The organism is Brucella tritici (genome assembly GCF_008932285.1).
Classification (GTDB): Bacteria; Pseudomonadota; Alphaproteobacteria; order Rhizobiales; family Rhizobiaceae; genus Brucella; species Brucella tritici.
Map to the genome: position 1 here is coordinate 196486 of NZ_WBVY01000005.1, position 25976 is coordinate 222461.

Sequence of the window (25976 nt, forward strand, 5' to 3'; positions counted from 1 at the left end):
TCCGCCTCAGCGGCGCGAGAGCAGGGCCAGCAGATAGCCGACACCGAGCGCAGTGGCGAGTGCGGCAATCGGGCGTTCGCGCACCGTTGCCGTCAGCTGGGCTTCAACATCCTGCGCCTTGTTGCGCAGATCGTCGATGGCGTCCTCGCCCTGAACATAGGCGCTCTTGTAGGTTTCCTTCGCGCTGCGTTTTGCGTCGCGGACTGTCTGCGAACCGAGATTGGCAAGTGTTGCCGCAATGGCAGCGATGTCTTCCTTCAGTTGCTCGACCTGTGCCTGAAGGTCTTCCGTGCTGGCATCGGTCAGCGCTTCCTCGATCTTTTCTTCGATCTTGCTCGTTTTCGCGGATGCACGCGCCATATCAGCTCTCCTGTTTATTCTCTGGTTGTCGTTCGAATGGGTTGTCCGGATAACGTGCGGCTGGCCTAATGGTTGCACGCAAAGCCATCAGCGGCAACAAGACCCGCCGGTTGTTGCAAGTCATGGTAAATGGTGGAGTCATGCCGAAACTTGATGAGTTTGACTCATGGAGTTTTGGTTAAGCCTGTGCGGCGATTGAGCATTTTCAGGGCGTGATGCGTTAGCATCTCGGCGCCCTGGCATAAGTGGCCGCAGGGCGCGGAAGCATGGCAGGAAATGCTTCCGCCAAGATCGTTGCCTTACTCCGCTTCTCCGTGAAGAATCGTGCCTTCCGGGTCCTTTTTATAGGCTGCGTCCGAATAGGCAGGCTGCGCCTGTAGCTGCTCCTTGGTGAACTGTGTGAAGACGCTCACCTTGTCGTCCTTGCCGGTCGCAACGTCGAGATTGGCGATGGAAACAGCCACCGGCTTGGAATTGATGCCAAGGAAACCGCCCACATCGACAACGAAGGCCTCGGTCTGTCCGTCGGCAGTCATCAGAACATCGCCGACCGTTCCGATCTTCGTTTCATCCGCGCCGAAAACCGTTGCGCCGATCAGCTTGTCCGCACTTAGTCCTTCGGAGGGAACCGGCTTCATGCCATCGGGCATGACCCTGTCCGCCTTCTGCGTGGTGATCGTCTTTGCGGCGGCAGGCGGGTCGGCGCGCGGCGCGCCATCCGCCTCGAAGGCAGCGCTGCGGTCGAATGCCGGTGCCTTTTCAAGCTGTTCCTTGGTCGCGTCCACGATCAGCCAGCGCTTGCCGTCATCGCGAACCACCCATGATAGATGGTCGAAGCCGATTGCGACATTCTTTTCTCCGACGCCGAGAAAGCCGCCGACTCCGATGACAATCGCCTGCGGGCTGCCATCGGCACCAAGGATCATGTCGTTGACCGTCCCGATATTCGCGGCATCGTTGGAAGGGCCGTTATAGACCGCCTGTCCGACAAAGCCCGACACCAGCAACTGACCGGGCGATGCCACGAAATATCCGTTCTCGCTGGCAACCGGCTTTTCCTGTTTCTGGTCGGAGAAAACCGGTGAAGCATCCTGCGCGAAAGCGGGCAGTGCGATCAGCACGGCAAGAGCCGTAGAGGCGAGAAGTCTTTTCATGGAAACTCCTGTCGGTAATTAAGGCAAACCGAAGGCGAGAGGCAATCTCGCCGTCAACAGGAGAAAAAACGAGGGGAAACGGTTTCAGTTCCGCTCAAACTCTGTGTTATTCAGGCGTCAAAATTGTGAAACACGTGGTTTCCATGTGGCAAAAATGGGGCGAGCGCTCTTCTGGGTTGAAATGCTTTGCTTCAGGCGAGCAGCAAATAAGCCGCTCCGGCCAGCATGATGAAGGCCAGTCCGACATGTGTAGGCTTCAGCGAACGCTGCTGTACCGGCAGCGGATCGTCATTTCCCGCCATGGCGGTGCGCGCCGCATGTTCAAGCGTCTGGATATCCTTGAGCATCATTGGCATGTCCTCCAGAACCCGGCTTGGCCGGAACCGCACTTCCTCCCGCGCACCCGGAATTTTCTTTTAAATCCAACCCTCAGGCGCTTCGTTAACCCTATCAGGTCTGATTTGGCGCGATTGTGCAACTGGCAAAAAGGCGAGAGCCGAAAAATGTTCGTCTGCCCTTGGATTACATGACGAAATTGCCCCTAAAATGAAAACATGACTTGCGTCATCATATTATTGGGAGTTAAGAAGAGGCCCAACAGGCGGCGCGACGGCCTGCATGAAGGTTTAGTCATGTGCGCGCGGATTTGAACAATCAAAAGGCGATCAAAATGACTGGTTTCTGGCGAAAAGGCTTCATGGCTGCGGCGATGGGCATCGGCTTGCTGGGTGCGGCTTCTGCATTGGCCCAGGACGTAACCCCATCGACGAATGCCCCGGCCGCCCCCGCCGCAGAGGTGCCTTCCAGTCCCGCACCAACCAATACAGCACCTGCCGCCGCTTCAGCGCCGAGCGCGACAACACCTGCTGCCGCAGCACCTTCGCCTGAACTGATCCAGTCCCAGACGGTTGCTCCTGCCGCCGCGCCGGTTGAAAGCGAGAGCGGTTTGATCCTCCCACACGACCTGTCGCCGTGGGGCATGTTCATGGCTGCGGATTGGGTTGTGAAGGCCGTGATGATCGGTCTGGCACTGGCTTCGCTCGCCACATGGACGGTCTGGGTCGCCAAGACGCTTGAACTGGCCGGTGCGCGCCGCCGTGCTACCAAGGCATTGAAAGTTATCGGTCATTCGGCCACGCTTGCCGAAGCTGTCCGTTCGCTGGAGGGCGCCAAGGGGCCGGGTGCAATTCTGGTCCGTGCAGCAGAAGATGAGGTTCGCCTTTCGGGGCCTGCGCTGGCGCGCGCCGGTGGCGAAGGCCTCAAGGAGCGTGTTTCGTCGCGCCTGTCGCGCATCGAGGCCAAGGCTGGACGCCGTCTTTCCAAGGGCACCGGCATTCTTGCGACCATCGGTTCGGTTGCGCCGTTTGTCGGTCTGTTCGGCACGGTGTGGGGCATCATGAATTCGTTCATCAATATCAGCCAGGCGCAGACGACGAACCTCGCTGTCGTGGCGCCGGGTATTGCCGAAGCGTTGCTCGCGACGGCCATCGGCCTCGTCGCCGCTATTCCTGCCGTGGTTATCTACAATGTGTTCGCCCGTTCCATCACCGGCTACCGGTCGCTGCTGGCCGATGCTTCGGCAGGGGTCGAGCGCCTTGTCAGCCGTGACCTCGATTTCAGAACGGCCGGTGTGCGTGAAGGCACGCTGCACGCAGCGGAGTAGGCACCATGGCTGGTAAAGTTCGCGAAGGCGGCAGCGACGATCTCGAGCTGAACCACGAGATCAATGTGACGCCCTTCATCGACGTCATGCTGGTTCTGCTCATCATTTTCATGGTGGCTGCACCACTGGCGACTGTGGATGTGAAGGTGGATCTGCCTGCCTCGACGGCAGCACCTGCACCGCGCCCCGACAAGCCGCTTTATGTGACGCTGAAGGACGATCTCAGCATCAGTGTCGGCAATGATACGGTTGCCCGCGAGCGTCTTGGTGTGGCGCTGGACGGCCTGTCGGAGAAAAACAAGGAAGCGCGCATCTTCCTGCGTGCCGACAAGAATGTCGGCTATGGCGAATTGATGCGCGTGATGAATCTTCTGCGTGAAGCCGGTTATCTGAAGATTGCGCTGGTCGGTCTCGAAACCATTGGCGCCGACCAGAGCGGAGCAGCACCTGCCGGTGCGCCTGCACAACCGGCACCCGCTTCGCAAACTCCCGCAGCGCAGGGAGCCGCGCAATGAATGCACTTCCGCCCGACCATCCTCCTGTAAAGGTGGCTTCGGCTGACACTCATCATCATTCCTTCTGGCATGATGCGGGGCGCTGGCTTGGCGCGGGTATCCTTGTTCTGACAGTTCATGCCGCCGGTGCCTATGCCATTCATATGGCACAGGAAGATGACCAGCCCGATGGCACACAGGTTGCCGCCATGGTGGTGGAACTTGCGCCGGAGCCGGAAGCGCCGATGGAAGAACAGGTTGCGGAAGAAGCCCAGCCGGAAACGGCTGAAGCACCGCAGGAACAGGCTGAGCCGGAACCGGCCCCGCAACCGGAACCGGCGCAGGAAGAGCCGACACCGCCTGAACCGGAAGAGGTGACGCCACCCGAACCTGAGCCGGAACCACAAGCCGTTCAGGAACCGGAAGAAGTCATTCCGGATGTGGTCGAGGCTGAAAAGCCCGAAGTGGCTGTTCCGCTGCCGGTCGAAAAGCCGGAAGTAAAACCGGAACCCAAGCTAGAGCCGAAGCCCGAACCGAAAAAGGTCGAGAAGCCGAAGCCGGAAAAGCCGAAGCAGCCCAAGGTCGAAAAGCCCAAGCCCAAGAAGGCCGAGAAAGCGCCGGAAACCCGTCAGGCGGCAGCGCCGCGTATGGATGCCGATGCCGGAGCCAAAGCAACGGCGAATCGACGTGGGCAGAACGCTGCCGAGTCGGGAGTAGTCTCCAACAAGTGGAAATCCAAGCTCTATTCGCACATGATGAGACATACCCGATATCTTAAGCGTCAATTGGGTAGAGATGCCAAGGGTGTCTTGCAGCTTTATGTTGTCGTAGACCCTTCTGGAAATATCCTTTCGGCGAAGCTGTCGGGCTCATCAGGTAACCCGAAACTGGACCAGCTTGCACTGGAGGCAGCAAAACGAGCTTCACCTTTGCCCGCTCCTCCCGCTGCTATCGCTCAGCCTCGGAATGCGGTTTTGGTGCCTATGAAGTTTGAATAGTCGTCAGCGCGATGATCTGAAAGGCCGGTCTGAAAATCAGATCGGCCTTTTCATTTCCTGCCGATTCAACATTACTCCACAAAACCGAAGATCGGGCCATAACCGCCGTGCCACGAGACATCATTCCGTCCCAGCGCTGGAACGTAAATGCCAGCGCCACCACCGCCGTCGAGAAACAGGGCGTTGGGGCATTGGAGATGGTCTCGAAACAATTTTGCGAAATCGTGGAAATTGACCGCGTCTTCGCTGATCGCGAATCGGATCGCGCCGCCACTGCAAACACCGACGCCGCTGCGCCGGGTCTTGTCGGTTGAGCCGACGATGAAAATCGGATTGATCCTGTTGCGGATAACCAGCATCGGCCCGGACTGGGTGGCCAGTTGCGGCTTGATCTTTTGTTTCAGGAAACGGTCTGTCGGCAGGATTTCCGCGCCCTTGTCGCCGAGATAGAAGATGCCGTTCGGCTTCTTGTAGAAGTTAGGCACCGGACCGGACCCACGAACAGGCGTTGTTTTGCTTGCCGGGCGGAGCTCGCGGCCATCTTCGATATAGAGGCCCATCGGCGAAAAATCAGGTTGATACATGCCGGCATTGAGCGCAAAAACCAGTGTCTTGCCGCGACTTGCAGCAGCGTCAGCTACTTTTGAAAAATTGCGATAGGGCTCGTCGTCGCCATTTTTCCAGAACAGATGCAAGCCCGCGCCATCCGCCTTTGCATGGCAGATGGTGTAGTCTGTATTTTCAAAGGTTTGGCGGTTGCAGGTCTCCGTGCGGCCCGGCTGCGTCAGCGCAGCTACCGCGGCAAGCGCTATGGCTGCGACGGGCAGGCCTCGCTTGAGGAGAATCATCGCTGCACTGCCTTCCGGTTTGTATTGGTTATTCAGAAGACAGTGCCACAGCCGGGAGCAGGCGGGAAGCCTTGCGCGCAGGCAGGAAGCCGAAGATCAGGCCGGTGGCGAAAGCGCAGGCGAAGGCCAGCAGGACAGGCCCGACACTATAGCCGACGGAAAGACCGGCCCAGCCAGCGATGGCCGCAGCGCCAAGCCCGATCACGACGCCAAATGCACCGCCAATGGCCGAGACGGTCAATGCCTCGGTGATGAATTGCAGCAGAATATCGCGCCGCCTTGCGCCGGTCGCCATCCGCACGCCAATCTCGCGGGTGCGCTCAGTCACGCTCACCAGCATGATGTTCATGACGCCGATGCCGCCGACCAGAAGCGAGATTGCAGCGACGGACCCCAGAAACAGCGTCATCGTATTGCCCATTGCCGTCGCGTCTTCGCGGATGGACGACATGTTGGTTATCATCGTGTCCTGCTTCTTGTGGCGCTGGTCGAGCAGGTCCTGAATCTGTTCCTGCGTCGTGTTGATGAGGTCGGAATCCTTCACCTGTACGGTGATGGTGCGCACATATTTCTGGCCAAACAGTCGCAAATTGCCGGTGGAGAGCGGTACGATCACCACATCGTCCTGATCCGAACCGCCAAAGCCTGCGCCTTTCGGTTCAAGAGTTCCGATCACCTGAAACGGAATCTTCTGGATCAGGATATACTGCCCGATAGGATTGCCGCCATCGGGGAACAGCGTGTTGACGACCGTTTTGCCCAGCACTGCGACGGGCGCATAATTATCCAGATCGCTCTGGCTGATGAAATCACCGGTGGCAACCTTCCACGATTTGGCTTCGGAAAAGGCAGGAACAGTCCCGTTTGCCTGCGACTGATAATCGACATTGCCACGGCGCAGCGTCACGGTGCCGGTGACTTCGGGGACGGCGGTTTTGATGTTCGGCAGTTCCAGAATGGCAGTGGCATCTTCGGGAACCAGTGTCGCTATCGAGCCTGTGCCGCGGAAACCCGCCATGGAGGGACGCACCAGAATGAGATCGGTGCCCATCGCATTGATGCGGTCGAGAATCGAGTTCTGCGCGCCGGTGCCGATGGCGAGCATCGTCACGACGGAACTGACGCCGATGATGATGCCGAGCAGGGTGAGAATTGTCCGGAAGATGTTGGCCCGCAAGGCGCGCATGGCCATCTTGACCGCTTCCGAAACATCGGCAATGCGGGCGGAATTGCCTTCAAGGCTCTCCTGCAACCGGAACGGCGCCTGCGTATCGGGAATGGCGCGCTTCACAGTATCGGAGAGTATCTGGCCGTCGCGGATTTCGATCAGCCGATCGGCACGTTCAGCCACTTCGCGGGCATGCGTGATGACGATGACGGTATGACCCTGCGCGTGCATGGAGCGCAGCAATTCCATCACATCCTCGCCGCTCTGGCTGTCGAGTGCGCCGGTCGGCTCATCGGCAAGGATGATACGCCCGCCATTCATGAGCGCGCGGGCGATGGAAACGCGCTGCTGCTGGCCGCCGGAAAGCTGGTTCGGGCGATGATCGAGGCGGTCGCCGAGCTTCAGCGAATTGAGCAGCTCTGCGGCGCGTGCATGGCGCTCCGATGCGGGCAGGCCCGCATAGATTGCGGGCACTTCGACGTTTTCTTGTGCGGTCGAGGTCGAGATGAGGTTATAGCTCTGGAAGACGAAGCCGAAGGTTCGGCGGCGCAATGCTGCCAGCGCATCGGTATCCAGTGTCGACACGTCCTCGCCATCAAGCAGATATTGTCCGCCGCTCGGACTGTCGAGACAGCCCAGAATGTTCATCAGCGTCGATTTGCCGGAGCCGGACGCGCCCATGATCGCGACGAACTCCCCGGCCTGAATATCGAGCGTGATGCCGTGCAGCACCTCAACGGCAAGGTCGCCATTGTGATAGGTTTTGCGGATATCATCCAGTCTGATGAGCGGCGTGTTGGTCATGAGGCGGCTCATCAGAACAGGCGCATGCCGGGCCTGCGGCCACGCTGCCCTGCGGCGGCTTCGGCTCCGCTGGAAGCGCTGGTGACGATAACCTTGTCGCCTTCCTCAAGGCCGCTTTTGATCTCGGTCTGCACGCGATTGCGCACGCCGATCTGAACCTGACGTTCGGTAATCGAGCCGTTGTCGCTGACGACCTTGACCGAAATCTGCGGCTTGCCTTTCTGGTTCTGGGGGCCTTCGCGCTTGTAGTTCAGAGCGGAGGAGGGGACGATCAATACGTCTTTCGCCTCATCAAGAATGAAATAGACCTGCGTGCTCATATTGATCATCAGTTCGCCGGTCGGGTTCGGGACGTCGAACAGTGCATAATAGAGCACGACATTGTTCTCGGTCGCAGGTGTCGGCTTGATCTGGCGCAGCGTGCCGGTAAAGCGTTTCTCCGGCTGGCCAAGCAAGGTGAAATAGACCGGCATTCCGGGCTTCAGCCTGCCGATGTCGGCTTCCGAAACCTGCGCTTCCACGGTCATGACCTTGAGGTCGGCCACGGTCACGATGGTTGGTGCGCTCTGCACGGCATTCAGCGTTTCGCCTTCCTTGGCGGCCTGATCGACGACCGTGCCTTCCATGGGGCTGTAGATCTTGGTGTAGCCGAGATCGACCTTGTCGCTGGCAAGCTGGGCTTCCTGCTGGCGGATCTGCGCGCCGAGCGCCTTCACATCCGCATCGGCCATGGCGAGATCGGCATCGGCCTGATCGACGGTGGATTGGGATACGCCGCGCGTGGCCAGAAGCGAACGCTGTCGCGCCGCATTGGCCTTTTTGAGCGTTAGCTGGGCTTCCTTGCTCAAAAGCTGTGCCTTGAGATTGTCGAGCTGCGCGCTTGCGATTTCCACCTTTTTCTCGAAGGGTGACGGGTCGATTTCGGCGATAAGCTGGCCCTGCTTGACCTGATCGCCCACTTCGACTTTCACGCTTTTAAGCTGGCCGGAAACCTGCGCGCCGACATTGATGCTGCGCAGTGCACTGAGTGTGCCGACGGCGGTAATGGCGTTTTCGATATTGCCACGTGTGACTGTCTCGGCCAGATAACTCGTCTTCTGGCCGTCTGCCTGGCCTGATCCGTAAAAATACCAGCCCGCGCCAGCCACGATTGCCGCAATGACCAGCCAGAGCCACCAACGGCGCCCCTTGCTGCGCGTGCGCTTCTGCGAAGGTGCCGTCCGCTGCCCGGTTTTGGAAGAATCGGAAGTTGTAAGCACCGTCAAACCCTCTAGCTTTCAGAACCTCCGATCTCCGGAGATTTATCAATATGTCCCGCATATTCTCTGTCGTATGCAACCAAAGCGAGACAATACTTGCCCACTATGGATCGCTGACGGGATATCTATCCCTGAAAGCTCAGGATTTCATCTTAATTATTTGTCATGCAATAATTGCCGGTGACACAAAGGGATGGACGCCTCCCGGTTCCTTTGGGACGCCGCACGACAGCAAGCGATGAAGCGAACCAAGTTGGCACCAATATACAACTTGCGGTTATTCTTTCGGAATTTTCCATTAGAAACAAACTGATTGCAGTAATTAAGTGTTCTTAAATTATCTCCTGATTAAATAAGATCGGGAAATCACATCTGAAAGTAGACGGAAGAATTTAAAACGTGACTTGTCCGCAAAGGCGGATGGTCGGCGCATGCATGATGCATGTTGCTTCAGACTGACATGGAAATAAGGTTTCGATGCTCTTGGACGGGAGGGCAAATGGCTTACCTTATTATGGGGCGGAAAAGGTTTTCATTTATATCGGACAGGTTTTCAAGCCTGCACCGAAGAATACCTACATTGTTATTTTTCAAGCGAAATAAAAGCGGCACGGCAGCGGTCGAATTCGCAATATTGGCGCCGGTTTTTCTTCTGATACTGATGGGCATGATCGCCTTCGGCCTTTATCTGGGCGTGGCGAATGCCGTGCAGCAGCTTGCGGCTGACGCCACGCGCACTGCGCTGGCGGGTATCGATCCTCCGGAGCGGCTGACGCTGGCGACAACCTACATCCAGAAAAACGCGGCAAAATATTCGCTGATCGATCCGGCGAAGATGCAGGTGAATGTCGACAATGCCCAGTCGGACCCGAACCAGTTCACGGTGACGATCCGCTACAATGCGCAAAACCTGCCCATCTGGAACCTGATGACGGGCCTGCCGCTTCCGGACACGACCATTACAAGGGCATCGACAATAAGGCTTGGCGGAATCTGACTAAGGGGTGGGGGCATTCGATATGCGGGGTTTGGTATCGCGTTTCCTGCGTGCGCGGGGCGGCAATCTGGCGACGATGGCGGCGCTGGTATCTCCACTGTTTCTGGCGGTAGCGGCATTCTGCGTAGACACAAGTTCGCTGTTTCTGGAGCGGCGCCAGCTGCAAAGCATGGCTGATTTTGCCGCCGTTGCGGGCGCAGCTTCCCTTTCGCAGGCCAATGATGCGGTGTTGCGACAATTGCAGGCAAACGGTCTTGATCCGGTGTTGATGACAGGCGCTTACGATCCGTCCGTGGTCAACGGAAAGGCCGATAACAAGACCCGTGTCTGGGTGGAGAAGGGCAATTACTTTCCCGACAAGAATCGTGCGGTTGAGAACCGTTTCGTGGCTGGCGGGGCCAGCCCCGATGCGGTTCGCGTCCGGCTGGCGCGTCCGGGCAATCTCTATTTCGGTCAGGCATTCCTCAATCGTCCCGCGCTTGGGGCTACCGGCATGGCGGCGACAAAGGCCGAGGCGGCATTTTCGATCGGTTCGCGATTGTTGAGCCTGAATACGACAGACAGCGCGTTAAACGGTCTTCTTGGCGGGTTCCTGGGGACCACCCTCAATCTGAAGCTCGCGGACTATAACGCTCTTGCGGCAACCGATATCAATCTGCTGCAGTTTCTCGATGAACTTGCCATATCGCCCAAAGTGAATCTGACGGCAGGCACATACCAGAGTCTGCTTGATACAAATGTATCTGTCGGCGCGCTCGCCAGCGTTATGGCGGAGGTCATAACGAATAATCCAACAGCAAAGGCTGCCCTGTCGCTCCTCGGGAAAAACACCGGGGCGCTTAAAACGAAGTTGCCGATTGGAAAATTGCTGGGCCTTGGATCTATAGCTGACGCATCACTCGGATCGTCCAACAACTACAATGTCACTGCCAATGTGCTGCAGATGATAACTGCAGCGGCAATGTTGGGCGGGGGAAATCAAGTCAAGCTTGGTTCCGAGATCGGTTTGCCCGGTCTTGTCGGGCTCAAGCTGGATATCGCCGTTGGAGAGCCGGCCCAACAGACGCCTTTCTTCGCTGTGGGAGGGGCAGGCACTTTGGTACGCACCGCACAGATACGTCTGCTTTTGGCACTTGAGGTCGGCAATGACGGTATTGTTTCCTATCTGGCCAATGTTCACGTGCCTATCTTTATTGATGTGGCGAGCGGAGAAGCCGAACTCAAAAGTATAAGCTGCCCGCAGGGACCGGGAAGTGCCACGGTCAAACTTGGTGTCAAACCGGGTGTGGCTGGTGTTTATCTCGGCGACACGGATACGGATTTGATGAGGAATTTCAGCAAAACACCAGTTGTCAAAAAGACGACCATTGCTGAAGTGAAAGTACTGTTTCTCAAAGTTGCCGAGCTTCGCGGACGCGTTGAATTGCCTCTTGGTAATCCCAAACAGGAGATCAAGACCTTCACTTCTGCCGATATCGCCGCCAAACGGGTACAGACGGCGGATACGAACAAGCTTGTTGGGTCGCTATTTGGTGGATTGATAAGCGGCCTCGATCTTGAAGTCGTGCTGATCGGCATTCTGCCATTACCTTTGGGAGGGCTTACTCAGCTTCTAGGCATATTGCTCACGCCGTTGGGACCGCCGGTGGATGGTCTGATTTTCGGATTGCTTGATATGCTGGGTATCAAGATTGGACAAGCTGACGTTCAGGTCACTGGCGTTCTTTGCCAGCGTGCGGCGCTGACGCAGTAAAAAACAGGCAATAAAAAAGCCCGGCGAACCGGGCTTTTTCGTGCGATTTGTTTGTTTACGCCGTGCCGGTCGAACCGAAGCCGCCAGCGCCGCGCGCCGTCTCGGTTACTTTCGTGCGCTCTTCAACCTTCGGCTGGACGACAGGTGCAAAAACAGCCTGCGCAATACGCATGCCGCGCTCAATGCGGAAATCGTCATCTCCCAGATTGATGAGAAGAACCTTCACCTCGCCACGATAATCGGAATCGACTGTGCCGGGCGTATTGAGGCAGGTGATGCCGTTCTTGAAGGCAAGGCCCGAACGCGGGCGAATCTGTACCTCAAAGCCTTCGGGAATTTCGAAGATCAGCCCTGTCGGCACCAGCGTGCGGCGCCCCGGCAGGAGAACGATCTGGCGATCTTCGGCAACGGCTGCACGCAGGTCCATGCCAGCCGAACCCGATGTCTCATAGGCCGGAAGTTCAAGGCCTTTCGCGTGTTCGAGGCGGATGATGCCGAGCGTTGGCGCGGAAGAGGAAGCTGCGGTCATGAGGGAGCCTTTCCTGCAAGAATTCAGTTGGCCTGCGAGACATTGTTTCATCGCGCATCTTGTCTGAAAACCGTTTCACACTTTTCAGGATGCGCTCTAAATTGGCGACGCTCATACGTGAAAACCAATGAAAGGTGTACCGTCTATTTGGCGTTTTGCAATGATAGTGCTGCACAGGATCATGCTTTTACACTATGAGCTGCCCTTCGCAGCGGATTTAATCCCGTTCCAGCGGCACCGCAGTCGTTTCCTTGATCTCTTCCATGACGAATGAAGCCGAAACATCTGACAGCGGAACGCTGGCAATCAACCGCTGATAAAGCCGGTCATAGGCTTTGACGTCGGAAACGCGCGCCTTCAGCACATAGTCCAGATCGCCGGTCATGCGATAAACCCCGACGATCTCCGGAAAGCGCCCCATGGCACTGCGAAATTTGCCCAGCCAATCGGGGTCGTGGCTCGATGTGCGAACAAGAATGAAGACGGACAGGCCGCAACCCGCCATCTCGGCATCGACCAGGGCCACGCGCGCCTTGATGATCCCCTCATCCTCCATGCGCTTGACCCGCCGCCAGCAGGCATTGCGCGATAAGTGTACCCGCTCGGAGAGAGAATCAACGGACAGGGTGCCATCGATTTGCAGCTCATCCAAGATTTTGCGATCAATTTCGTCGAGAACTGGTTTCATAGTGGGATGATTGTCCCAATAAATGGTAATTATCAAGGATATTTTGAGATTTCATCTCAGATGCATTTGCTAGAATTATTTTCCAGAAAGGCGCGATATGCGCCGTATAACGGGAACAACTTACTCATTGACGGGAGTATTTCCAATGACCACTCGCATCACGCGCCTCTTCACCGAGCACCCTCAATCGGTTGACGAGACCTATTTTGAACATATGGCCTTTGCCGGACGTTTTTCGTTCAAGCTTTTTTGTGCGGCCTTTGCAGCACTGATTCATGCAATTTTGCCATTTTTGTTCGAGAAGACGGCGAGCACAATCGTTCGCCAGCTTTATGAGCGGACGCATAACCGGGGCCGGTAAACACCGGATCGCAAATGTGTCGTTGGGCCGCCTATCTCGGACCTGAAACCTATCTGGAAGACATCATATCGTCTCCCTGCCATTCGCTCGTGGCACAAAGCCACGATGCGCATGAAGCCAAAACGCGTACCAATGGCGACGGATTTGGCGTTGCCTGGTATGGCCATCGTGATGAGCCCGGCCTTTATCGGGATATTCTGCCCGCATGGTCCGACCAGAACCTCCGTAGTCTGGCGCGACAAATTCAATCGCGCCTTTTCCTTGCGCATGTACGGGCTTCGACCGGCGGCCTGACCAGCCGGTCCAACTGCCATCCCTTCGTTTCCGGACGCTGGAGCTTCATGCATAACGGCCAGATCGGTCACTTCGACCGGCTGCGTCGCAGGCTGGAAAGCCATTTGAGCGATGATGTCTATGGCCAGAAACATGGCGCAACCGATTCGGAACTGATCTTTCTTCTGATGCTGGAATTCGGTCTCGACAGTGACCCTGTGCTTGCCATGAAGCGCATGGTGGCAACGGTTGTCGAGGAATCGGTGCGCGGCGGCGTGCCGCCATTTCTGCGGCTGACTGCGGCCTTCTCCGATGGAAACCAGCTTTACGCTATCCGCTATGCGACCGACGCTTTCGCGCCGACGCTTTATACGGCGACACTTGGCGGATCGTCCGGCATATGCGTGGTGTCGGAGCCGCTGGACGGCGAGGCCGCCAACTGGATGGCGGTGCCGGCAAACAGTTTTGTCACCGTTTCCCGGCAAGGCCGCATTGCGATCGAGACTTTCGAGGAACCGATTTCCCGACCGCAGGATGCGGTGACGGTTTAGGCGTTCCCGATCAAGATGCCTGCCGCCAGCACGAGGCCGCCGCCCAGAACCACCTGAAGCACAGAGCGGAGGAACGGTGTTTCCATATAACGGTTCTGGATGAAGGCGATGGCCCAGAGTTCGAAGAAGACCAGAATCGCTGCAATGCTTGTGGCGGTCCAGAAATCCTTGATCAGGTAGGGCAGGGTATGGCCAAGGCCGCCCAGCGTCGTCATGATACCGCAGGACAGGCCGCGCCTGATCGGCGAGCCGCGACCGGACAGCTTGCCATCATCATGGATTGCTTCGGTGAAGCCCATCGAGATACCGGCGCCGACGGAGGCGGACAGGCCGACCAGAAAGGTCTGCCACGTATCCTGTGTCGCGAAGGCCGCAGCGAAGATCGGGGCGAGCGTTGAGACAGAGCCGTCCATCAGGCCTGCAAGCCCCGGCTGGACATAGGTGAGGATGAACTGCTTGCGCTCGGCTGCGCGCTCCTCATCCTGCACATCATCCGGTGTCAGCGTGTGTTCCAGCGATTCGGCCTTGGCTTCATGCTGCTTTTCCTGCTGGGCAAGGTCGCCCAGCAATTTGCGAGTGTCTGCGTCGCTGACGCGCTTGGCCGCCTCGACATAGAATCGATAGGCCTGTTCTTCCATTTCCGATGCAGCTTCACGCACCTTGTCGATGCCCAGCGGACGCACCAGCCAATCCGGCTTGCGATCGTAATAGCCGCTGACGTGTTCGCGGCGGATCAGCGGAATCCGGTCGCCAAAGCGGGCCTTGTGGCGTTCGATCAGCGCATCCCGGTGCCCGTGTTCTTCCGCTGCCATCTGTTCGAAGATTTTCGCCGATTGCGGAAACTCGTCACGCAGGCCATCGGCATAGGCGAGATAGATGCGTGCATCGTCCTCTTCGGAGGATATGGCAAGCGCCAGAATTTCCTGTTCGGAAAGCGAATCGAAAGGGCGTCGGTCGTTGCGAAAGAATCGGTTCAGCATCTGGGGAATCCAAAGTTTAGAATAATTCTAAAATAAGATTTGGTGTCCGGAAGTCAAGTCTTGCAGTGCATGCACAATTGGCGCATTAAAACGCGGCCCTGAAATAAGGGCATCATATCAGCGACCCGATCAGAAGAGAGCGAATCGATGGCATCGACGAATCTCCACGCAAGCAATAGTCCGCGTCCGCTTAACCGGCAGGATTTCCGCACGCTGGGCCTTTCGGCCCTTGGCGGCGCGCTGGAGTTTTATGATTTCATCATCTTCGTGTTCTTTGCGAGCGTCATAGGTCATCTGTTTTTTCCGCCCGACATGCCGGACTGGCTGGTGCTGATCCAGACCTTCGGTATTTTCGCAGCCGGTTATCTGGTGCGACCTGTGGGCGGCATCGTACTGGCGCATTTCGGCGACAAATTCGGCCGCAAGCGCGTCTTCGCCTTCTCGGTGTTCCTGATGTCGATTTCAACGCTGGCCATGGCCTGCCTGCCGACCTATGCGACGCTGGGCGTCGGCGCGCCGATCCTGCTGATCGTGTTCCGTATGTTGCAGGGTGCCGCCATTGGTGGTGAAGTGCCGGGCGCATGGACCTTTGTGGCCGAGCATGTGCCTGCCAATCGTGTTGGCATGGCGTGTGGTTTTCTCTGTTCGGGCCTGACGCTAGGCATCATGATCGGTTCGCTGATCGCCACTGCCATCAACTGGATTTTCACACCCGAAGAGCTGTCCGCCTATGCGTGGCGTATTCCGTTCTTCATCGGTGGTATCTTCGGCCTGCTTGCCGTTTATTTGCGCCGCTGGCTGGCGGAAACGCCGATCTTCACCGAGATGAAGAACAGCCATCTGTTGAAGGACAAGCTGCCGCTTGGCACCGTTCTGCGCAACCACATGCATGGGGTTGTCATTTCCGTGCTGCTGACCTGGATCTTGTCGGCAGGCATTGTTGTCACCACGCTGATGACGGCCACTTTCCTGCAGAAGCTTTATGGCTATACGCCTTTGCAGTCGCTTGCAGCCACAAGCTTCGGCACGCTGTTCCTGATGTTCGGAACGGTGACGGCGGGTGCTATCGTGGACCGTATCGGCAGCGGGCGCTTCTTTGCCGTTGCGGGTATTTTCTTCGGCGTCGCGACCTTTGTTTTCTACACCTATGCGGCGGTTTCGCTGCCGGTTCTGTTCGCGCTTTATGCGGTAATGGGGCTCTCGGTCGGCATGGTTGGCGCGGTGCCTTATGTGATGGTGCGCGCATTCCCGGCACCGGTTCGCTTCTCAGGCCTGTCGTTTTCCTACAATGTTTCCTATGCGGTCTTTGGCGGTCTGACGCCGGTGATCGTGACGTCGCTTCTGGCGGTCAATCCGATGGCCCATGCCTGGTATCTGGTGTTCATCGCCGTTCTGACCTGCGGCCTTGGTCTTTACCTGATGGCCCGCAGCGATCAGGTCGAAGGTGAGATCGGTCTGACTGAGCTCTCGGCCGGGAATGTAGTTCCACAGCCGAACTGATAAAAAGGGCCGCGAAAGCGGCCTTTTTTCAATCAGAGAATTTTCTGCATGAAGGTCAGATCGAGCCAGCGCCCGAACTTCTGGCCAACCTGTTTCAGCGTGCCGCAATCCTCAAAGCTCTGCGATTTATGCAGCGCGATGGAAGCGGTATTGCCCGCTTCGATACCGGCAATCAGCACATGCACCTTGCGCTCGCGCGCTTCGTCCACAAGCTCGGTCAGGAGAGCGCGTCCGATGCCGCCGCCGCGTGCGTCGCTCGCCACATAGATCGAAAGTTCGGAGGAATGGCGGAAACCCTCGAACGGACGGAATGGGCCATAGCTCGCATAGCCAACGACCTGACTTTCACGTTCGGCAACCAGAACCGGAAAGCCATCACGATTGCGGGCCTTGAGCCATTCACGACGGTTTTCCAGATCGACAAGCGTTTCATTCCAGATGGCGAGTGTGTTCTCTACCGCATCATTATAGATGGCGAGCAGGGCAGGGAGGTCGGCTTCCGTCGCGTGGCGGATGGTGAGGGTCATTTCAGAGCCTTATTGAACAAGAAAACGGCGGGATTTCTCCCGCCGTATTCAATCATTTGCAAGTGAAAAGAATCACCCCTGAGCTTTCACTTTTTGCTTTGGCGCATTCTTGTTCCTAAAACCGGTTCCCACTTTTAGGAGACCTGCTTCAGTTCCAAACGGCGGCGATGCAGGACTGGCTCGGTGTAACCATTCGGCTGTTCGCGGCCCTTGAAGACCAGATCGCAGGCGGCCTGGAAGGCAATCGACTTGTCGAAGTCAGCGGCCATCGGGCGATAAAGCGGATCGCCCTCGTTCTGCTTATCGACGACGGCAGCCATGCGCTTCATGGTTTCCATCACTTGGGCTTCCGAAACGACGCCGTGATAGAGCCAGTTGGCGATGTGCTGTGCGGAGATGCGCAGCGTTGCGCGGTCTTCCATCAGGCCGACATTGTTGATGTCCGGAACCTTAGAGCAGCCAACGCCCTGATCGACCCAGCGCACGACGTAACCCAGAATGCCTTGCGCGTTGTTGTCGATTTCGTGCTGGATGTCTTCCGGCGTCCAGTTCGGGCGGGTTGCGACCGGCACCGACAGAATGTCGTCGAGCTTGGCGCGCGGGCGGCTCTTCAGCTTTGCCTGAACTGCGGCAACGTCCACCTGATGATAGTGCGTCGCGTGCAGGGTGGCGGCGGTCGGCGACGGCACCCAGGCGGTGTTCGCACCGGCCTTCGGATGGGCGATCTTCTGTTCCAGCATTGCCGCCATCAGGTCCGGCATGGCCCACATGCCCTTGCCGATCTGCGCATGGCCGGAAAGGCCGCATTCAAGACCGATATCGACATTCCACTGTTCATAAGCGCCGATCCAGGCGGCCTGCTTCATGTCGCCCTTGCGGATCATCGGGCCAGCTTCCATTGAGGTATGGATTTCGTCGCCGGTACGGTCGAGGAAGCCGGTATTGATGAAGACGACGCGGTCTTTGGCGGCGCGGATCGCTTCCTTGAGGTTAACCGTGGTGCGGCGCTCCTCATCCATGATGCCGATCTTCAGCGTGTTCGGCTTCATGCCGAGCAGTTCTTCGGTACGGGTGAAGATTTCATTGGCAAACGCCACTTCTTCCGGCCCGTGCATCTTCGGCTTGACGATATAGACCGAGCCTTCGCGCGAATTCATGTGACGGCCATTCGGGCCGATATCGTGCAGCGCGATCAGGCTGGTGAAGGCTGCATCCATGATGCCTTCCGGCACTTCGTGGCCTTCGGCATCGATGATCGCCGGGTTGGTCATCAGGTGGCCGACATTACGCACCAGCATCAGGGAGCGGCCCTTGAGCGACAGCGTGGAACCGTCCGCAGCCTTGTAGGTGCGGTCGCCGTTGAGACGACGGGTCATCTGCTTGCCGTTCTTCTCGAACGTGTCTTCCAGCTTGCCGTTCATCAGGCCAAGCCAGTTGCGATAGACGGCAACCTTGTCTTCCGCATCCACGGCAGCAATTGAATCTTCGCAATCCTGGATCGTGCTGACGGCGGATTCCAGAACAACATCGGCAATATGGGCCGGATCGGTCTTGCCGATCGGATGGTCCGCATTGACGACGATGTCGACATGCATGTTGTTCTTGGCCAGCAGCACATTGGTCGGGCCGGCGGCATCGCCATTGTAGCCCTTGAACTGGCTGGCATCCTTCAGCGCCGTTGCAGAACCGTCGGTCAGCTTGATTTCAAGCTTGCCGTCCTTGACGGCGAGACCGGCGACATTGGTCCAGTTGCCGGTGGCAAGCGGCGCGCTTTCATCGAGGAAGTTTTTCGCCCAGGCGATGACTTTTTCGCCGCGCTTCGGATTGTAGCCCTTGCCCTTTTCCGCGCCGTCGGCATCGGAAATCGCATCGGTGCCGTAGAGCGCATCATAGAGCGAACCCCAGCGCGCATTGGCGGCGTTCAGCGCATAGCGTGCGTTCATGACCGGAACGACAAGCTGTGGACCGGCAATATGGGTGATTTCCGGATCGACATTGGTGGTCGAAACCGAAAACTCTCCACCTTCCGGCAGAAGATAGCCGATGTCCTTGAGGAACTGCTGGTAATCGGCCTGGCTGTAGCCCTTGTCGCGGTTCTGCTTGTACCAGGCATCGATCTTGGCCTGCAGGTCGTCGCGCTTGGCGAGGAGGGCGCGGTTCTTTGGTGCGAGATCGCGGATGATGGCAGCAAAGCCCTTCCAGAAGGCTTCTGGTTCAACGCCAGTACCGGGTGCGGCTTCCGCAGCCAGAAACTCCACCAGTTCAGGGGCAACGCGCAAGCCTTCAATCTCAACGTAATTACCGGCTTTCTGAGAAACCATGGCTCTGCCTCCTTCAAAATAAACAAATCTGCCGCCAGCACTCTTCAGTGCCAGCTATCATGCTGCCTTTGAACCGCTTTGGCGGGCTTTCGTCAATCGGTGCGCAGGCACATCATCTGTGACGCTGCGGCGAAAATAGTTTTTATAGCGATAGCTTGGCGCGAATATCGTCGGGCGTAAAGCCTTGCTCGCGCAATGATGCGAGCGCCGTATCCTGGCGGCTTTTCGACAGTTTCAATCCGTCGTCACCCAGCACAAGATCGTGATGGTGATAAAATGGCTCGGGCAGGCCGAGCAGCTTCTGCAGCAGCCGGTGCACGGATGTCGCGTGAAACAGATCATGCCCGCGCACGACATGGGTGACGCCCTGCAAGGCATCGTCCACGACAACGGAGAGGTGATAGCTGGTCGGCGTGTCCTTGCGTGCAATCACCACGTCGCCCCAGCGGGCAGGGTCGGCGGCAATGCGCCCGGTCTCGCCGTCCGGGCCTTGGCCGCTTTCGTTCCAGAAGAGCGCTTCGCCAGCCACGTCGAGTGCTTTCTCCATATTGAGTCGCCAGGCATAGGACATGCCCGAGGCGATGCGTTCCATCTGTTCTTTCTCAGTCAGATCGCGCTCGCTTTGTGGATAGAGCGGTGTTCCATCCGGGTCGGAAGGCCAGTCCTTGCCCTTGGCGAAAGCTTCGCCGATCCGCTCGCGAACTTCGCCCCGGCTGAGGAAGGCCGGATAGACGAGGCCCTTGTCGGCAAGTTTGGTCAGGGCGTTGCGATATTCGCCGAAATGTTCCGACTGGCGGCGCACAGGGGTTTCCCATGTCAGGCCAAGCCAGCGGAGATCGTCGTAAATACCCTGTTCCAGCGCAGGCGTACAGCGTGCTGTGTCGATATCTTCCATGCGCAGCAGGAAGCGCCCGTTGCTCTTTCTGGCCATGTCTGCATTCAGAAGAGCGGAATAGGCATGGCCAAGGTGAAGCTGGCCATTGGGACTTGGAGCAAAGCGGAAAACGGGTACGGTCATGGCGGGTTCAATGTCAGTTTCCGGTGTCAGTTTCCGGTGTCAGTTGCCGATGTCAGTTGCCGATGTCAGTTGAATGTCATCTGATTCCATTGGTACGTTGTGCACCGAGAGAATGAAAGGCTGTGCGATGCGGCGGATCGATACATTGAGCGATATTGAGACCGGGCTGGATGCTCTGGTTCTCGCCGATATGCGGCTGGCCGATATTCGCAGCCGCTCCCATGCGGTGCCGCTACGCCGGTCCGAACCCGGATTTGAAAGTCTGGCTTCCATCATTGTTGCGCAGCAGGTTTCAACCGCCAGTGCCGCCGCGATCTGGGCGCGGCTGAAGCAGGCCATCGATCCGCTGACGCCGGAGGCCTATATTGCGGGCGGGGAGGAGGCCTGGCGTTTTGCCGGTCTCTCGCGCCCCAAGCAAAGAACGCTTCTGGCAGTCGCGCAAGCGCTTGCCGAAGGTGGCCTCGACCTGCACGGGCTTTGCGATCTGCCTGCCGAGGAAGCAATCGCGGCCCTGACGGCGATCAAGGGCATCGGCCCGTGGACGGCAGAGGTCTATCTTCTGTTTGCTGCCGGTCATCCAGATGTGTTTCCGGCTGGCGACGTGGCCTTGCAGACGGCTGTTGGCCACGCCTTCGCCCATGAGATCCGGCCCGATGCCGTCGCCCTTCGCAAGCTGGCGGAAGACTGGGCGCCGTGGCGCGGCGTGGCGGCGCGATTGTTCTGGGCTTATTATGCAGCGATCAAGGGGCGCGAAGCGGCCCCACTTTTATAGATGCTGCTGTAAAACTTGCGTGTTTCCCGAAGCATAAATGCGTTTCCGCTTCACAATCCTGTCACGTCGGGCTTACATTATCCGTATCGGCTGATGACGGAATTTCGATTCGCAGACGCTTGATTTTCTGCTGATTGCAGTCCCGTCCTTAGAGCGCCGTGCGCCCTATGGGGCGCACAAAGGTGCTCTAATTATTTGAGAATACGCATCGGGCTTTTCAAAAATCGATTTCGATTTTTGGACCGATGCGTGGAAGGTTGGAGCGTCGTTGTTGCGCCCAAATGGACGCGCGGCGCTTCGATGAAAGCGCAATTCCGCATGGAGAGCCATTTCGCCCTTTTTCGGAGTTGCTCTGAAGGAGGTGCGCCCTTGACTGTTGCCGTCTCACCCAGAACTGTCTCGACCAGTGGCTTGCCCGCGCTGGTTCTGAACGCTGATTACCGTCCGCTCAGCTATTATCCCCTGTCGCTCTGGTCCTGGCAGGATGCGATCAAGGCGGTGTTTCTCGAACGTGTGAACATCGTGGCGGAATACGATCACATCGTTTCATCGCCGTCGTTTTCCATGCGCGTTCCGAGCGTGATTTGCCTGAAGGATTATGTGAAGCCGCCGCGCTACCCTGCGTTCACGCGCTTCAACGTCTTTTTGCGTGATCGTTTTGAGTGCCAGTATTGCGGCTCGCCGCATGACCTGACCTTCGATCACGTTACCCCGCGTTGCCATGGCGGCGAGACGACGTGGGAAAATGTGGTCGCCGCCTGTTCACCATGCAACCTGCGCAAGGGCGGCATGATGCCCGCCGTCGCGCATATGTGGCCGCGCCAGAAACCGGCCATGCCGACCGTGCAGGACCTGCACAATAACGGTCGCCTTTTCCCACCCAACCATCTGCACGATAGCTGGCTCGACTTTCTGTATTGGGATGTCGAACTGGAGCCCTAATCCCTATAGTTTTCCACTCTTACTTCCCACTTTTCGCAAAAGCGCCGTAGTAGCCGATAGCTGCAAAGAGCAGGCTTGCGACGACGTTCCATCCGGCAAAAGACAAGCCGAGGAAGTGACCCGGCGCGCTGTCGCATGCGGGTGGACGCGTGGAATTGAGGTCGCTCAGGAGATTGCCCGCATCCAGCGTCACCTTCATCGTTGCGGCGCTGCAGTCGATCGGTCCCGGCCAGTATTTCAGTTCCACGCCGGTATGATAGATGGCAAGCGCCAGCCCGAAGGTCATCAAGAGCGCGCCGATCAAAATAAGACCGCGCGTCAGGATCGGGGGCCATTTCAGGCCGTAGGAGACCCATGCCGCAGCCAGAATCGGAACGCCTATATAATAAGGCGTACGTTGTTCGAGGCAGAGCTTGCAGGGCATGAAGCCAGCCAGATGTTCGAAGCCCAGTGCCGTGCCGACAGTTGCGGCAAGGCCGATGGTCATGATGCCTGCGGTCCAGGCCTGTGTTTTGCCGACCGGATTATTGAGTGCAAACGCCATATGGGATTCCCTGAAACGGCTCTTTAGATAAACCTAAGCGAAAAAATTGGCTTGTCTCCAAGCAATTTATTTTGACCGAGTTTGGGCGAACTGCTCAGACGTGAAGATATTTCACAGCAAAGAAGAGCGCAATGAGGACGACGGCCACGAGGCTGGCAATCAGGCCAAGGCGCTTTTCGATGAAATCGCGGATCGGTTCGCCATATCGGCGCAGCAGCCAGGCCAGAAAATAGAAGCGCGCACCGCGCGCAACGATAGCCGATGCTATAAACAGCCAGATATTGATGCCGGCTGCACCGGACAGGATCGTCACCACCTTGATCGGCGGCAGATGCGCGAGGCCGGAGGTAATCAGCATCAACAATATAGCATCGGCGCTGGTTGTGCCGCGCAATTGCTCGAACGTGTCCAGCTTGCCGTACATTTCGAGCACCGGTTTGGCGATCTGTTCATAGGCGTGATAGCCTAGATACCAGCCCGCAATGCCGCCGAGGACAGACGAAACCGTCGCGATGAAGGCATAGCGCCAGGCGCGTTCGGGGCGTGCAAGCGCCATGGGCAGAAACAGGACATCGGCCGGGACAAGAAAGACCGAGCTTTCTACAAAGGCGATGATGGCAAGCCACCATTCGGCGGATTTTCTTGCAGCAAGCGAAATCGTCCAGTCGTAAAGGCGGCGCAGCATGTATTTTCCGGATTATCTTAGGCGAGAGCCATATTAGCGGTTGCACCGTCTATAAATAAAAAAGATGGCGCGAACAATGCGCGCCATCTTCTTTGAGACTACTTTCCATGGAACGGTATGGAAAGCAGCGGTTTTTAACGCTTGTAGGCGCTGCAGATATATTTGGTCTCGAGATATTCCTCGATGCCGTATTTGGAGCCTTCACGACCGAGGCCCGACTGCTTCACACCGCCAAACGGCGCGACCTCGTTGGAAATGAGCCCGGTATTGTGACCAACCATGCCGTATTCCAGCCCTTCGCTGACGCGGATCGCGCGGCTGAAATTCTCCGTATAGAAGTAAGCCGCCAGACCGAAGATCGTGTCGTTGGCCATGGCGATGACTTCTTCTTCCGTGTCGAAGGCAAAGAGTGGCGCCAGCGGGCCGAAGGTTTCTTCCTTTGCGACAATCATGTCGGGGGTTACGCCGGTCAGCACGCCCGGTTCGAAGAACAGGCCGCCCAGTTCCTTGCCGCCGGTGATGAGCTTCGCACCCTTGGATACGGCATCGTCAATATGTGCCTTGACCTTGGTAATAGCCTTCGGCTCGATCATCGGCCCGATGACCACGCCCGGTTCTGTGCCATTGCCGACCTTGAGTTCCCTGACCTTGGCCGCGAGCTTCTCGGCGAACTTGTCGTAGATCCCGCGCTGCACATAGATGCGGTTGGCGCAGACACAGGTTTGGCCCGCATTGCGGTATTTGGAAATCATGGCGCCGTCGACGGCTGCGTCCAGATCGGCATCGTCGAACACGATGAACGGCGCATTGCCGCCAAGTTCCAGCGAGATGCGCTTGATGGTCGGGGCGCACTGCGCCATCAACAGGCGACCGACTTCCGTCGAGCCGGTGAAGGAGAGCTTGCGCACAATATCATTGCTAGTCAGCTCGGCGCCGATTTCACGCGCCTTGCCGGTAACGATCTGGAGAACGCCAGCCGGAATGCCAGCCTTCTCGGCGAGGACGCCGAGCGCCAGTGCCGTCAGCGGCGTGAGGTCGGCAGGGCGCACGATCATGGTGCAACCGGCGGCAAGGGCAGGTGCTGCCTTGCGGGTAATCATCGCTGCCGGGAAGTTCCATGGGGTGATTGCGGCAGTGACGCCGACCGGCTGGCGGATGACTGTCAGGCGCTGTCCCGCCTGCGGGGCAGGGATGGTGTCGCCATAAACGCGCTTTGCTTCTTCAGCGAACCATTCGATGAATGATGCCGCATAGAGAACTTCGCCGCGTGCTTCTGCAAGCGGCTTACCCTGCTCGGACGTCATTATAAGAGCGATATCGTCAGCATTGGCCACGATGAGGTCGAACCATTTGCGCAGGATCGCGGCGCGCTCCTTGGCAGTCTTGGCGGCCCATGCCGGGAAAGCCTTTGCGGAAGCGTCGATGGCTTCCTTGATGGTCGCGACAGAAAGGGAGGGAACCGTGCCGACGACCGAACCGTCTGCCGGATTGGTGACGTCGATCTTGGTGCCGTCCGTGGCGTCTATCCAGCGCCCGTCAACGAGGCATTGCGATTTGAGCAGTGAGGGGTCTTTCAAAGCGAGCATATTGATGTTCCATCCCAGTCTTGCAGAGAAAGCGTGTTCAGTATATTGAACAGCTTACGATATTTCGAATTAAACAGGCCGCAACACCCAAAGTCAAACGGTTAATCAGGCGGTCGATGAGGTGAATGGCAAAGCTATGACGAAAACGGTGAGCGACGAAGAGAGTTCCCAGAAACTGGTGCCGGCGGTTATGCGCGCGGCGCAAATCCTGGATCAGGTAGCGCAATCCGTTCAGGAAGGCGGCAAGGGATCTGCTGACGGGCTCAAGCTTTCTGATCTGGCCCGCCGGACCGGCTTGCCGAAAAGCAGTGTGCATGGACTTTGCCAGACGCTGGTGCATCTCAAACTGCTGAAGCTCAACAGTGACGGAAGCTTCACGATAGGGTCGCAATCGGTGCGCTGGGCCAATGTGTTCATGGCGAGCAGCGACATTGTCGATGCATTTCATGAAGCGGTTGCGGAGGCGGATGGGCTCGGCGCGCATACATTGACACTCTCGCATCTCGAAGGGCCGGATGTCATTTATCTTTCCTGCCGTAACTCTACCGCGCCTCTTGGAATCACATTCCGCATCGGTATGCGCGTTCCCGCAGTCTTTACCGCGACCGGCAAGGCCATGCTGGCCGCCATGTCGCCGCAGGAACTGGCGCGTCATCTGCCACCTGCATGGCCGGAACTGATTACGCCAGCGAGCGCGCCTTCGCTCAAGGTGCTGGAGGCAGAGATGGTTGAGGCAAGAGCAAGGGGCTATTCATTGGATAATGGCCAGTTGCGCGAAGGCATGTTCTGCATTGGCGCTGCGATATGCGATCGACCTTTCCACCCCACGGCTGGCATCGCTCTGTCCATGATGGCAGCAGAAGCCCGTCCTGACACTATAGAGGATATGGGCAAGCGGGTACGCGCTCTTGCGAATGATGTGGCGGACCGCATGGGATGGCTCTCTGCCTAGAGCAGGATGGTTCCATATATAAAGAGCCTGATGCGTCTGTGGTGGATTTGGACTGTTGAAAGATTTTTTGGAAAAGTTTGGATTGGTCGTTGACAGATTTGTTTAGTGGGGTCTATATGGCGCCACAACGAGGGCGGCGACGCTGCTAGCGGCAGACTGGTTCGTCCCTTGAGTTGGTTGAAAGAGTTTGACAGCGATGTTTGGCTTGAGTAGATCGGCGGCATTGGCGGGATGAGAGTTCTGTTGATG

Annotated in this window: 26 protein-coding genes; 11 read left to right on the top strand and 15 right to left on the bottom strand. The window is 57.6% G+C overall.

Features of this window, described 5'->3' with window-relative positions:
- Positions 1–6 precede the first annotated feature (6 nt).
- The 3 genes from F9K94_RS19970 to F9K94_RS24490 form a co-directional block, all read right to left on the bottom strand.
- Entirely contained in the window at positions 7–360 is a 354-nt protein-coding gene (locus F9K94_RS19970) for a DUF883 family protein (RefSeq protein ID WP_061348058.1), read from the bottom strand.
- Between the two features lie 299 nt (positions 361–659).
- Positions 660–1514: a PRC-barrel domain-containing protein gene (locus F9K94_RS19975; protein WP_151647938.1), complete on the bottom strand. Its 855-nt coding sequence runs from the start codon at positions 1512–1514 to the stop codon at positions 660–662.
- A gap of 191 nt (positions 1515–1705) precedes the next feature.
- Positions 1706–1864 carry a hypothetical protein gene (locus tag F9K94_RS24490; RefSeq protein WP_167522198.1) on the bottom strand — a complete coding sequence of 53 codons (159 nt, stop codon included), beginning with the start codon at positions 1862–1864 and terminating at the stop codon, positions 1706–1708.
- A gap of 284 nt (positions 1865–2148) precedes the next feature.
- Here F9K94_RS24490 and exbB point away from each other — a divergent pair, with 284 nt between their 5' ends.
- From exbB to F9K94_RS19990, 3 genes are read left to right on the top strand one after another with little or no spacing between them, the layout of a single operon-like run.
- On the top strand, positions 2149–3177 hold the full coding sequence (gene exbB / locus F9K94_RS19980; RefSeq protein ID WP_151647940.1) for a tonB-system energizer ExbB: 1029 nt from the start codon (positions 2149–2151) through the stop codon (positions 3175–3177).
- Between the two features lie 5 nt (positions 3178–3182).
- Positions 3183–3692 (top strand): TonB system transport protein ExbD, encoded by a 510-nt coding sequence (exbD, locus tag F9K94_RS19985; RefSeq protein ID WP_151647942.1) that lies wholly within the window; start codon positions 3183–3185, stop codon positions 3690–3692.
- Positions 3689–4669, top strand: coding sequence for a TonB family protein (locus tag F9K94_RS19990; RefSeq protein ID WP_151647944.1), 981 nt, complete (start codon positions 3689–3691; stop codon positions 4667–4669). Before exbD ends, F9K94_RS19990 begins: the two co-directional genes overlap by 4 nt.
- Before the next feature lie 71 nt (positions 4670–4740).
- Here the strand turns inward: F9K94_RS19990 and F9K94_RS19995 are convergent, their stop codons facing one another.
- The 3 genes from F9K94_RS19995 to F9K94_RS20005 are packed head-to-tail and all read right to left on the bottom strand — an operon-like array spanning position 4741 to position 8748.
- Entirely contained in the window at positions 4741–5517 is a 777-nt protein-coding gene (locus F9K94_RS19995; protein WP_151647946.1) for a phosphodiester glycosidase family protein, read from the bottom strand.
- 28 nt (positions 5518–5545) lie between these two features.
- Positions 5546–7489, bottom strand: a complete 1944-nt coding sequence (locus F9K94_RS20000) for a MacB family efflux pump subunit (protein ID WP_235920658.1) — start codon at positions 7487–7489, stop codon at positions 5546–5548.
- A gap of 11 nt (positions 7490–7500) precedes the next feature.
- Positions 7501–8748: an efflux RND transporter periplasmic adaptor subunit gene (locus F9K94_RS20005; RefSeq protein ID WP_151647950.1), complete on the bottom strand. Its 1248-nt coding sequence runs from the start codon at positions 8746–8748 to the stop codon at positions 7501–7503.
- Positions 8749–9328: 580 nt separating this feature from the next.
- Between F9K94_RS20005 and F9K94_RS20010 the strand changes: the two genes are divergently transcribed.
- Both F9K94_RS20010 and F9K94_RS20015 read left to right on the top strand, forming a co-directional pair.
- Positions 9329–9745 carry a TadE/TadG family type IV pilus assembly protein gene (locus F9K94_RS20010; protein WP_109989170.1) on the top strand — a complete coding sequence of 139 codons (417 nt, stop codon included), beginning with the start codon at positions 9329–9331 and terminating at the stop codon, positions 9743–9745.
- Positions 9746–9767: 22 nt separating this feature from the next.
- Positions 9768–11498, top strand: coding sequence for a TadG family pilus assembly protein (locus F9K94_RS20015; RefSeq protein WP_151647954.1), 1731 nt, complete (start codon positions 9768–9770; stop codon positions 11496–11498).
- Between the two features lie 55 nt (positions 11499–11553).
- Here the strand turns inward: F9K94_RS20015 and dut are convergent, their stop codons facing one another.
- Positions 11554–12027 (bottom strand): dUTP diphosphatase, encoded by a 474-nt coding sequence (gene dut, locus F9K94_RS20020; protein ID WP_061348067.1) that lies wholly within the window; start codon positions 12025–12027, stop codon positions 11554–11556.
- Positions 12028–12244: 217 nt separating this feature from the next.
- Positions 12245–12715 (bottom strand): Lrp/AsnC family transcriptional regulator, encoded by a 471-nt coding sequence (locus tag F9K94_RS20025; RefSeq protein ID WP_151647956.1) that lies wholly within the window; start codon positions 12713–12715, stop codon positions 12245–12247.
- 145 nt (positions 12716–12860) lie between these two features.
- Here F9K94_RS20025 and F9K94_RS20030 point away from each other — a divergent pair, with 145 nt between their 5' ends.
- Positions 12861–13076, top strand: a complete 216-nt coding sequence (locus F9K94_RS20030) for a DUF6356 family protein (RefSeq protein WP_006473246.1) — start codon at positions 12861–12863, stop codon at positions 13074–13076.
- Between the two features lie 14 nt (positions 13077–13090).
- Positions 13091–13900: a class II glutamine amidotransferase gene (locus F9K94_RS20035; protein ID WP_061348069.1), complete on the top strand. Its 810-nt coding sequence runs from the start codon at positions 13091–13093 to the stop codon at positions 13898–13900.
- Here F9K94_RS20035 and mbfA read toward each other — a convergent pair.
- Complete coding sequence (mbfA, locus tag F9K94_RS20040) at positions 13897–14880, bottom strand: iron exporter MbfA (protein ID WP_151647958.1); 984 nt, start codon at positions 14878–14880, stop codon at positions 13897–13899. The genes F9K94_RS20035 and mbfA overlap by 4 nt on opposite strands.
- 147 nt (positions 14881–15027) lie before the next feature.
- Between mbfA and F9K94_RS20045 the strand changes: the two genes are divergently transcribed.
- Entirely contained in the window at positions 15028–16380 is a 1353-nt protein-coding gene (locus tag F9K94_RS20045) for an MFS transporter (RefSeq protein ID WP_151647960.1), read from the top strand.
- Between the two features lie 32 nt (positions 16381–16412).
- Here F9K94_RS20045 and F9K94_RS20050 read toward each other — a convergent pair whose 3' ends face one another.
- The 3 genes from F9K94_RS20050 to gluQRS all read right to left on the bottom strand — a co-directional run bounded on the left by F9K94_RS20050 (position 16413) and on the right by gluQRS (position 20246).
- Positions 16413–16907 carry a GNAT family N-acetyltransferase gene (locus F9K94_RS20050; protein ID WP_151647962.1) on the bottom strand — a complete coding sequence of 165 codons (495 nt, stop codon included), beginning with the start codon at positions 16905–16907 and terminating at the stop codon, positions 16413–16415.
- A gap of 134 nt (positions 16908–17041) precedes the next feature.
- Positions 17042–19228, bottom strand: a complete 2187-nt coding sequence (locus F9K94_RS20055) for a malate synthase G (protein ID WP_151647964.1) — start codon at positions 19226–19228, stop codon at positions 17042–17044.
- A gap of 142 nt (positions 19229–19370) precedes the next feature.
- The gene (gluQRS, locus tag F9K94_RS20060; RefSeq protein WP_151647966.1) at positions 19371–20246 is read right to left on the bottom strand and encodes a tRNA glutamyl-Q(34) synthetase GluQRS; all 876 of its coding nucleotides are present in this window, start codon (positions 20244–20246) and stop codon (positions 19371–19373) included.
- A 127-nt stretch (positions 20247–20373) separates the two neighbouring features.
- Here gluQRS and F9K94_RS20065 point away from each other — a divergent pair, with 127 nt between their 5' ends.
- Both F9K94_RS20065 and F9K94_RS20070 read left to right on the top strand, forming a co-directional pair.
- Positions 20374–21018 carry a DNA-3-methyladenine glycosylase family protein gene (locus F9K94_RS20065; RefSeq protein ID WP_151647968.1) on the top strand — a complete coding sequence of 215 codons (645 nt, stop codon included), beginning with the start codon at positions 20374–20376 and terminating at the stop codon, positions 21016–21018.
- 369 nt (positions 21019–21387) lie between these two features.
- Entirely contained in the window at positions 21388–21960 is a 573-nt protein-coding gene (locus tag F9K94_RS20070; RefSeq protein WP_010661320.1) for an HNH endonuclease, read from the top strand.
- A 19-nt stretch (positions 21961–21979) separates the two neighbouring features.
- On the opposite strand, the gene F9K94_RS20075 is transcribed toward F9K94_RS20070, so the two are convergent.
- The 3 genes from F9K94_RS20075 to F9K94_RS20085 form a co-directional block, all read right to left on the bottom strand.
- Positions 21980–22504 (bottom strand): disulfide bond formation protein B, encoded by a 525-nt coding sequence (locus tag F9K94_RS20075; RefSeq protein ID WP_151647970.1) that lies wholly within the window; start codon positions 22502–22504, stop codon positions 21980–21982.
- 94 nt (positions 22505–22598) lie between these two features.
- Entirely contained in the window at positions 22599–23189 is a 591-nt protein-coding gene (locus tag F9K94_RS20080) for a YqaA family protein (protein ID WP_061348074.1), read from the bottom strand.
- Between the two features lie 134 nt (positions 23190–23323).
- A complete protein-coding gene (locus F9K94_RS20085) occupies positions 23324–24775 on the bottom strand; it encodes an NAD-dependent succinate-semialdehyde dehydrogenase (RefSeq protein ID WP_151647972.1) in 1452 nt (483 codons plus the stop codon).
- A gap of 136 nt (positions 24776–24911) precedes the next feature.
- On the opposite strand from F9K94_RS20085, the gene F9K94_RS20090 reads away from it, so the two are divergent.
- Positions 24912–25727, top strand: coding sequence for an IclR family transcriptional regulator (locus F9K94_RS20090; RefSeq protein WP_151647974.1), 816 nt, complete (start codon positions 24912–24914; stop codon positions 25725–25727).
- The last annotated feature ends 249 nt before the right edge of the window (positions 25728–25976 follow it).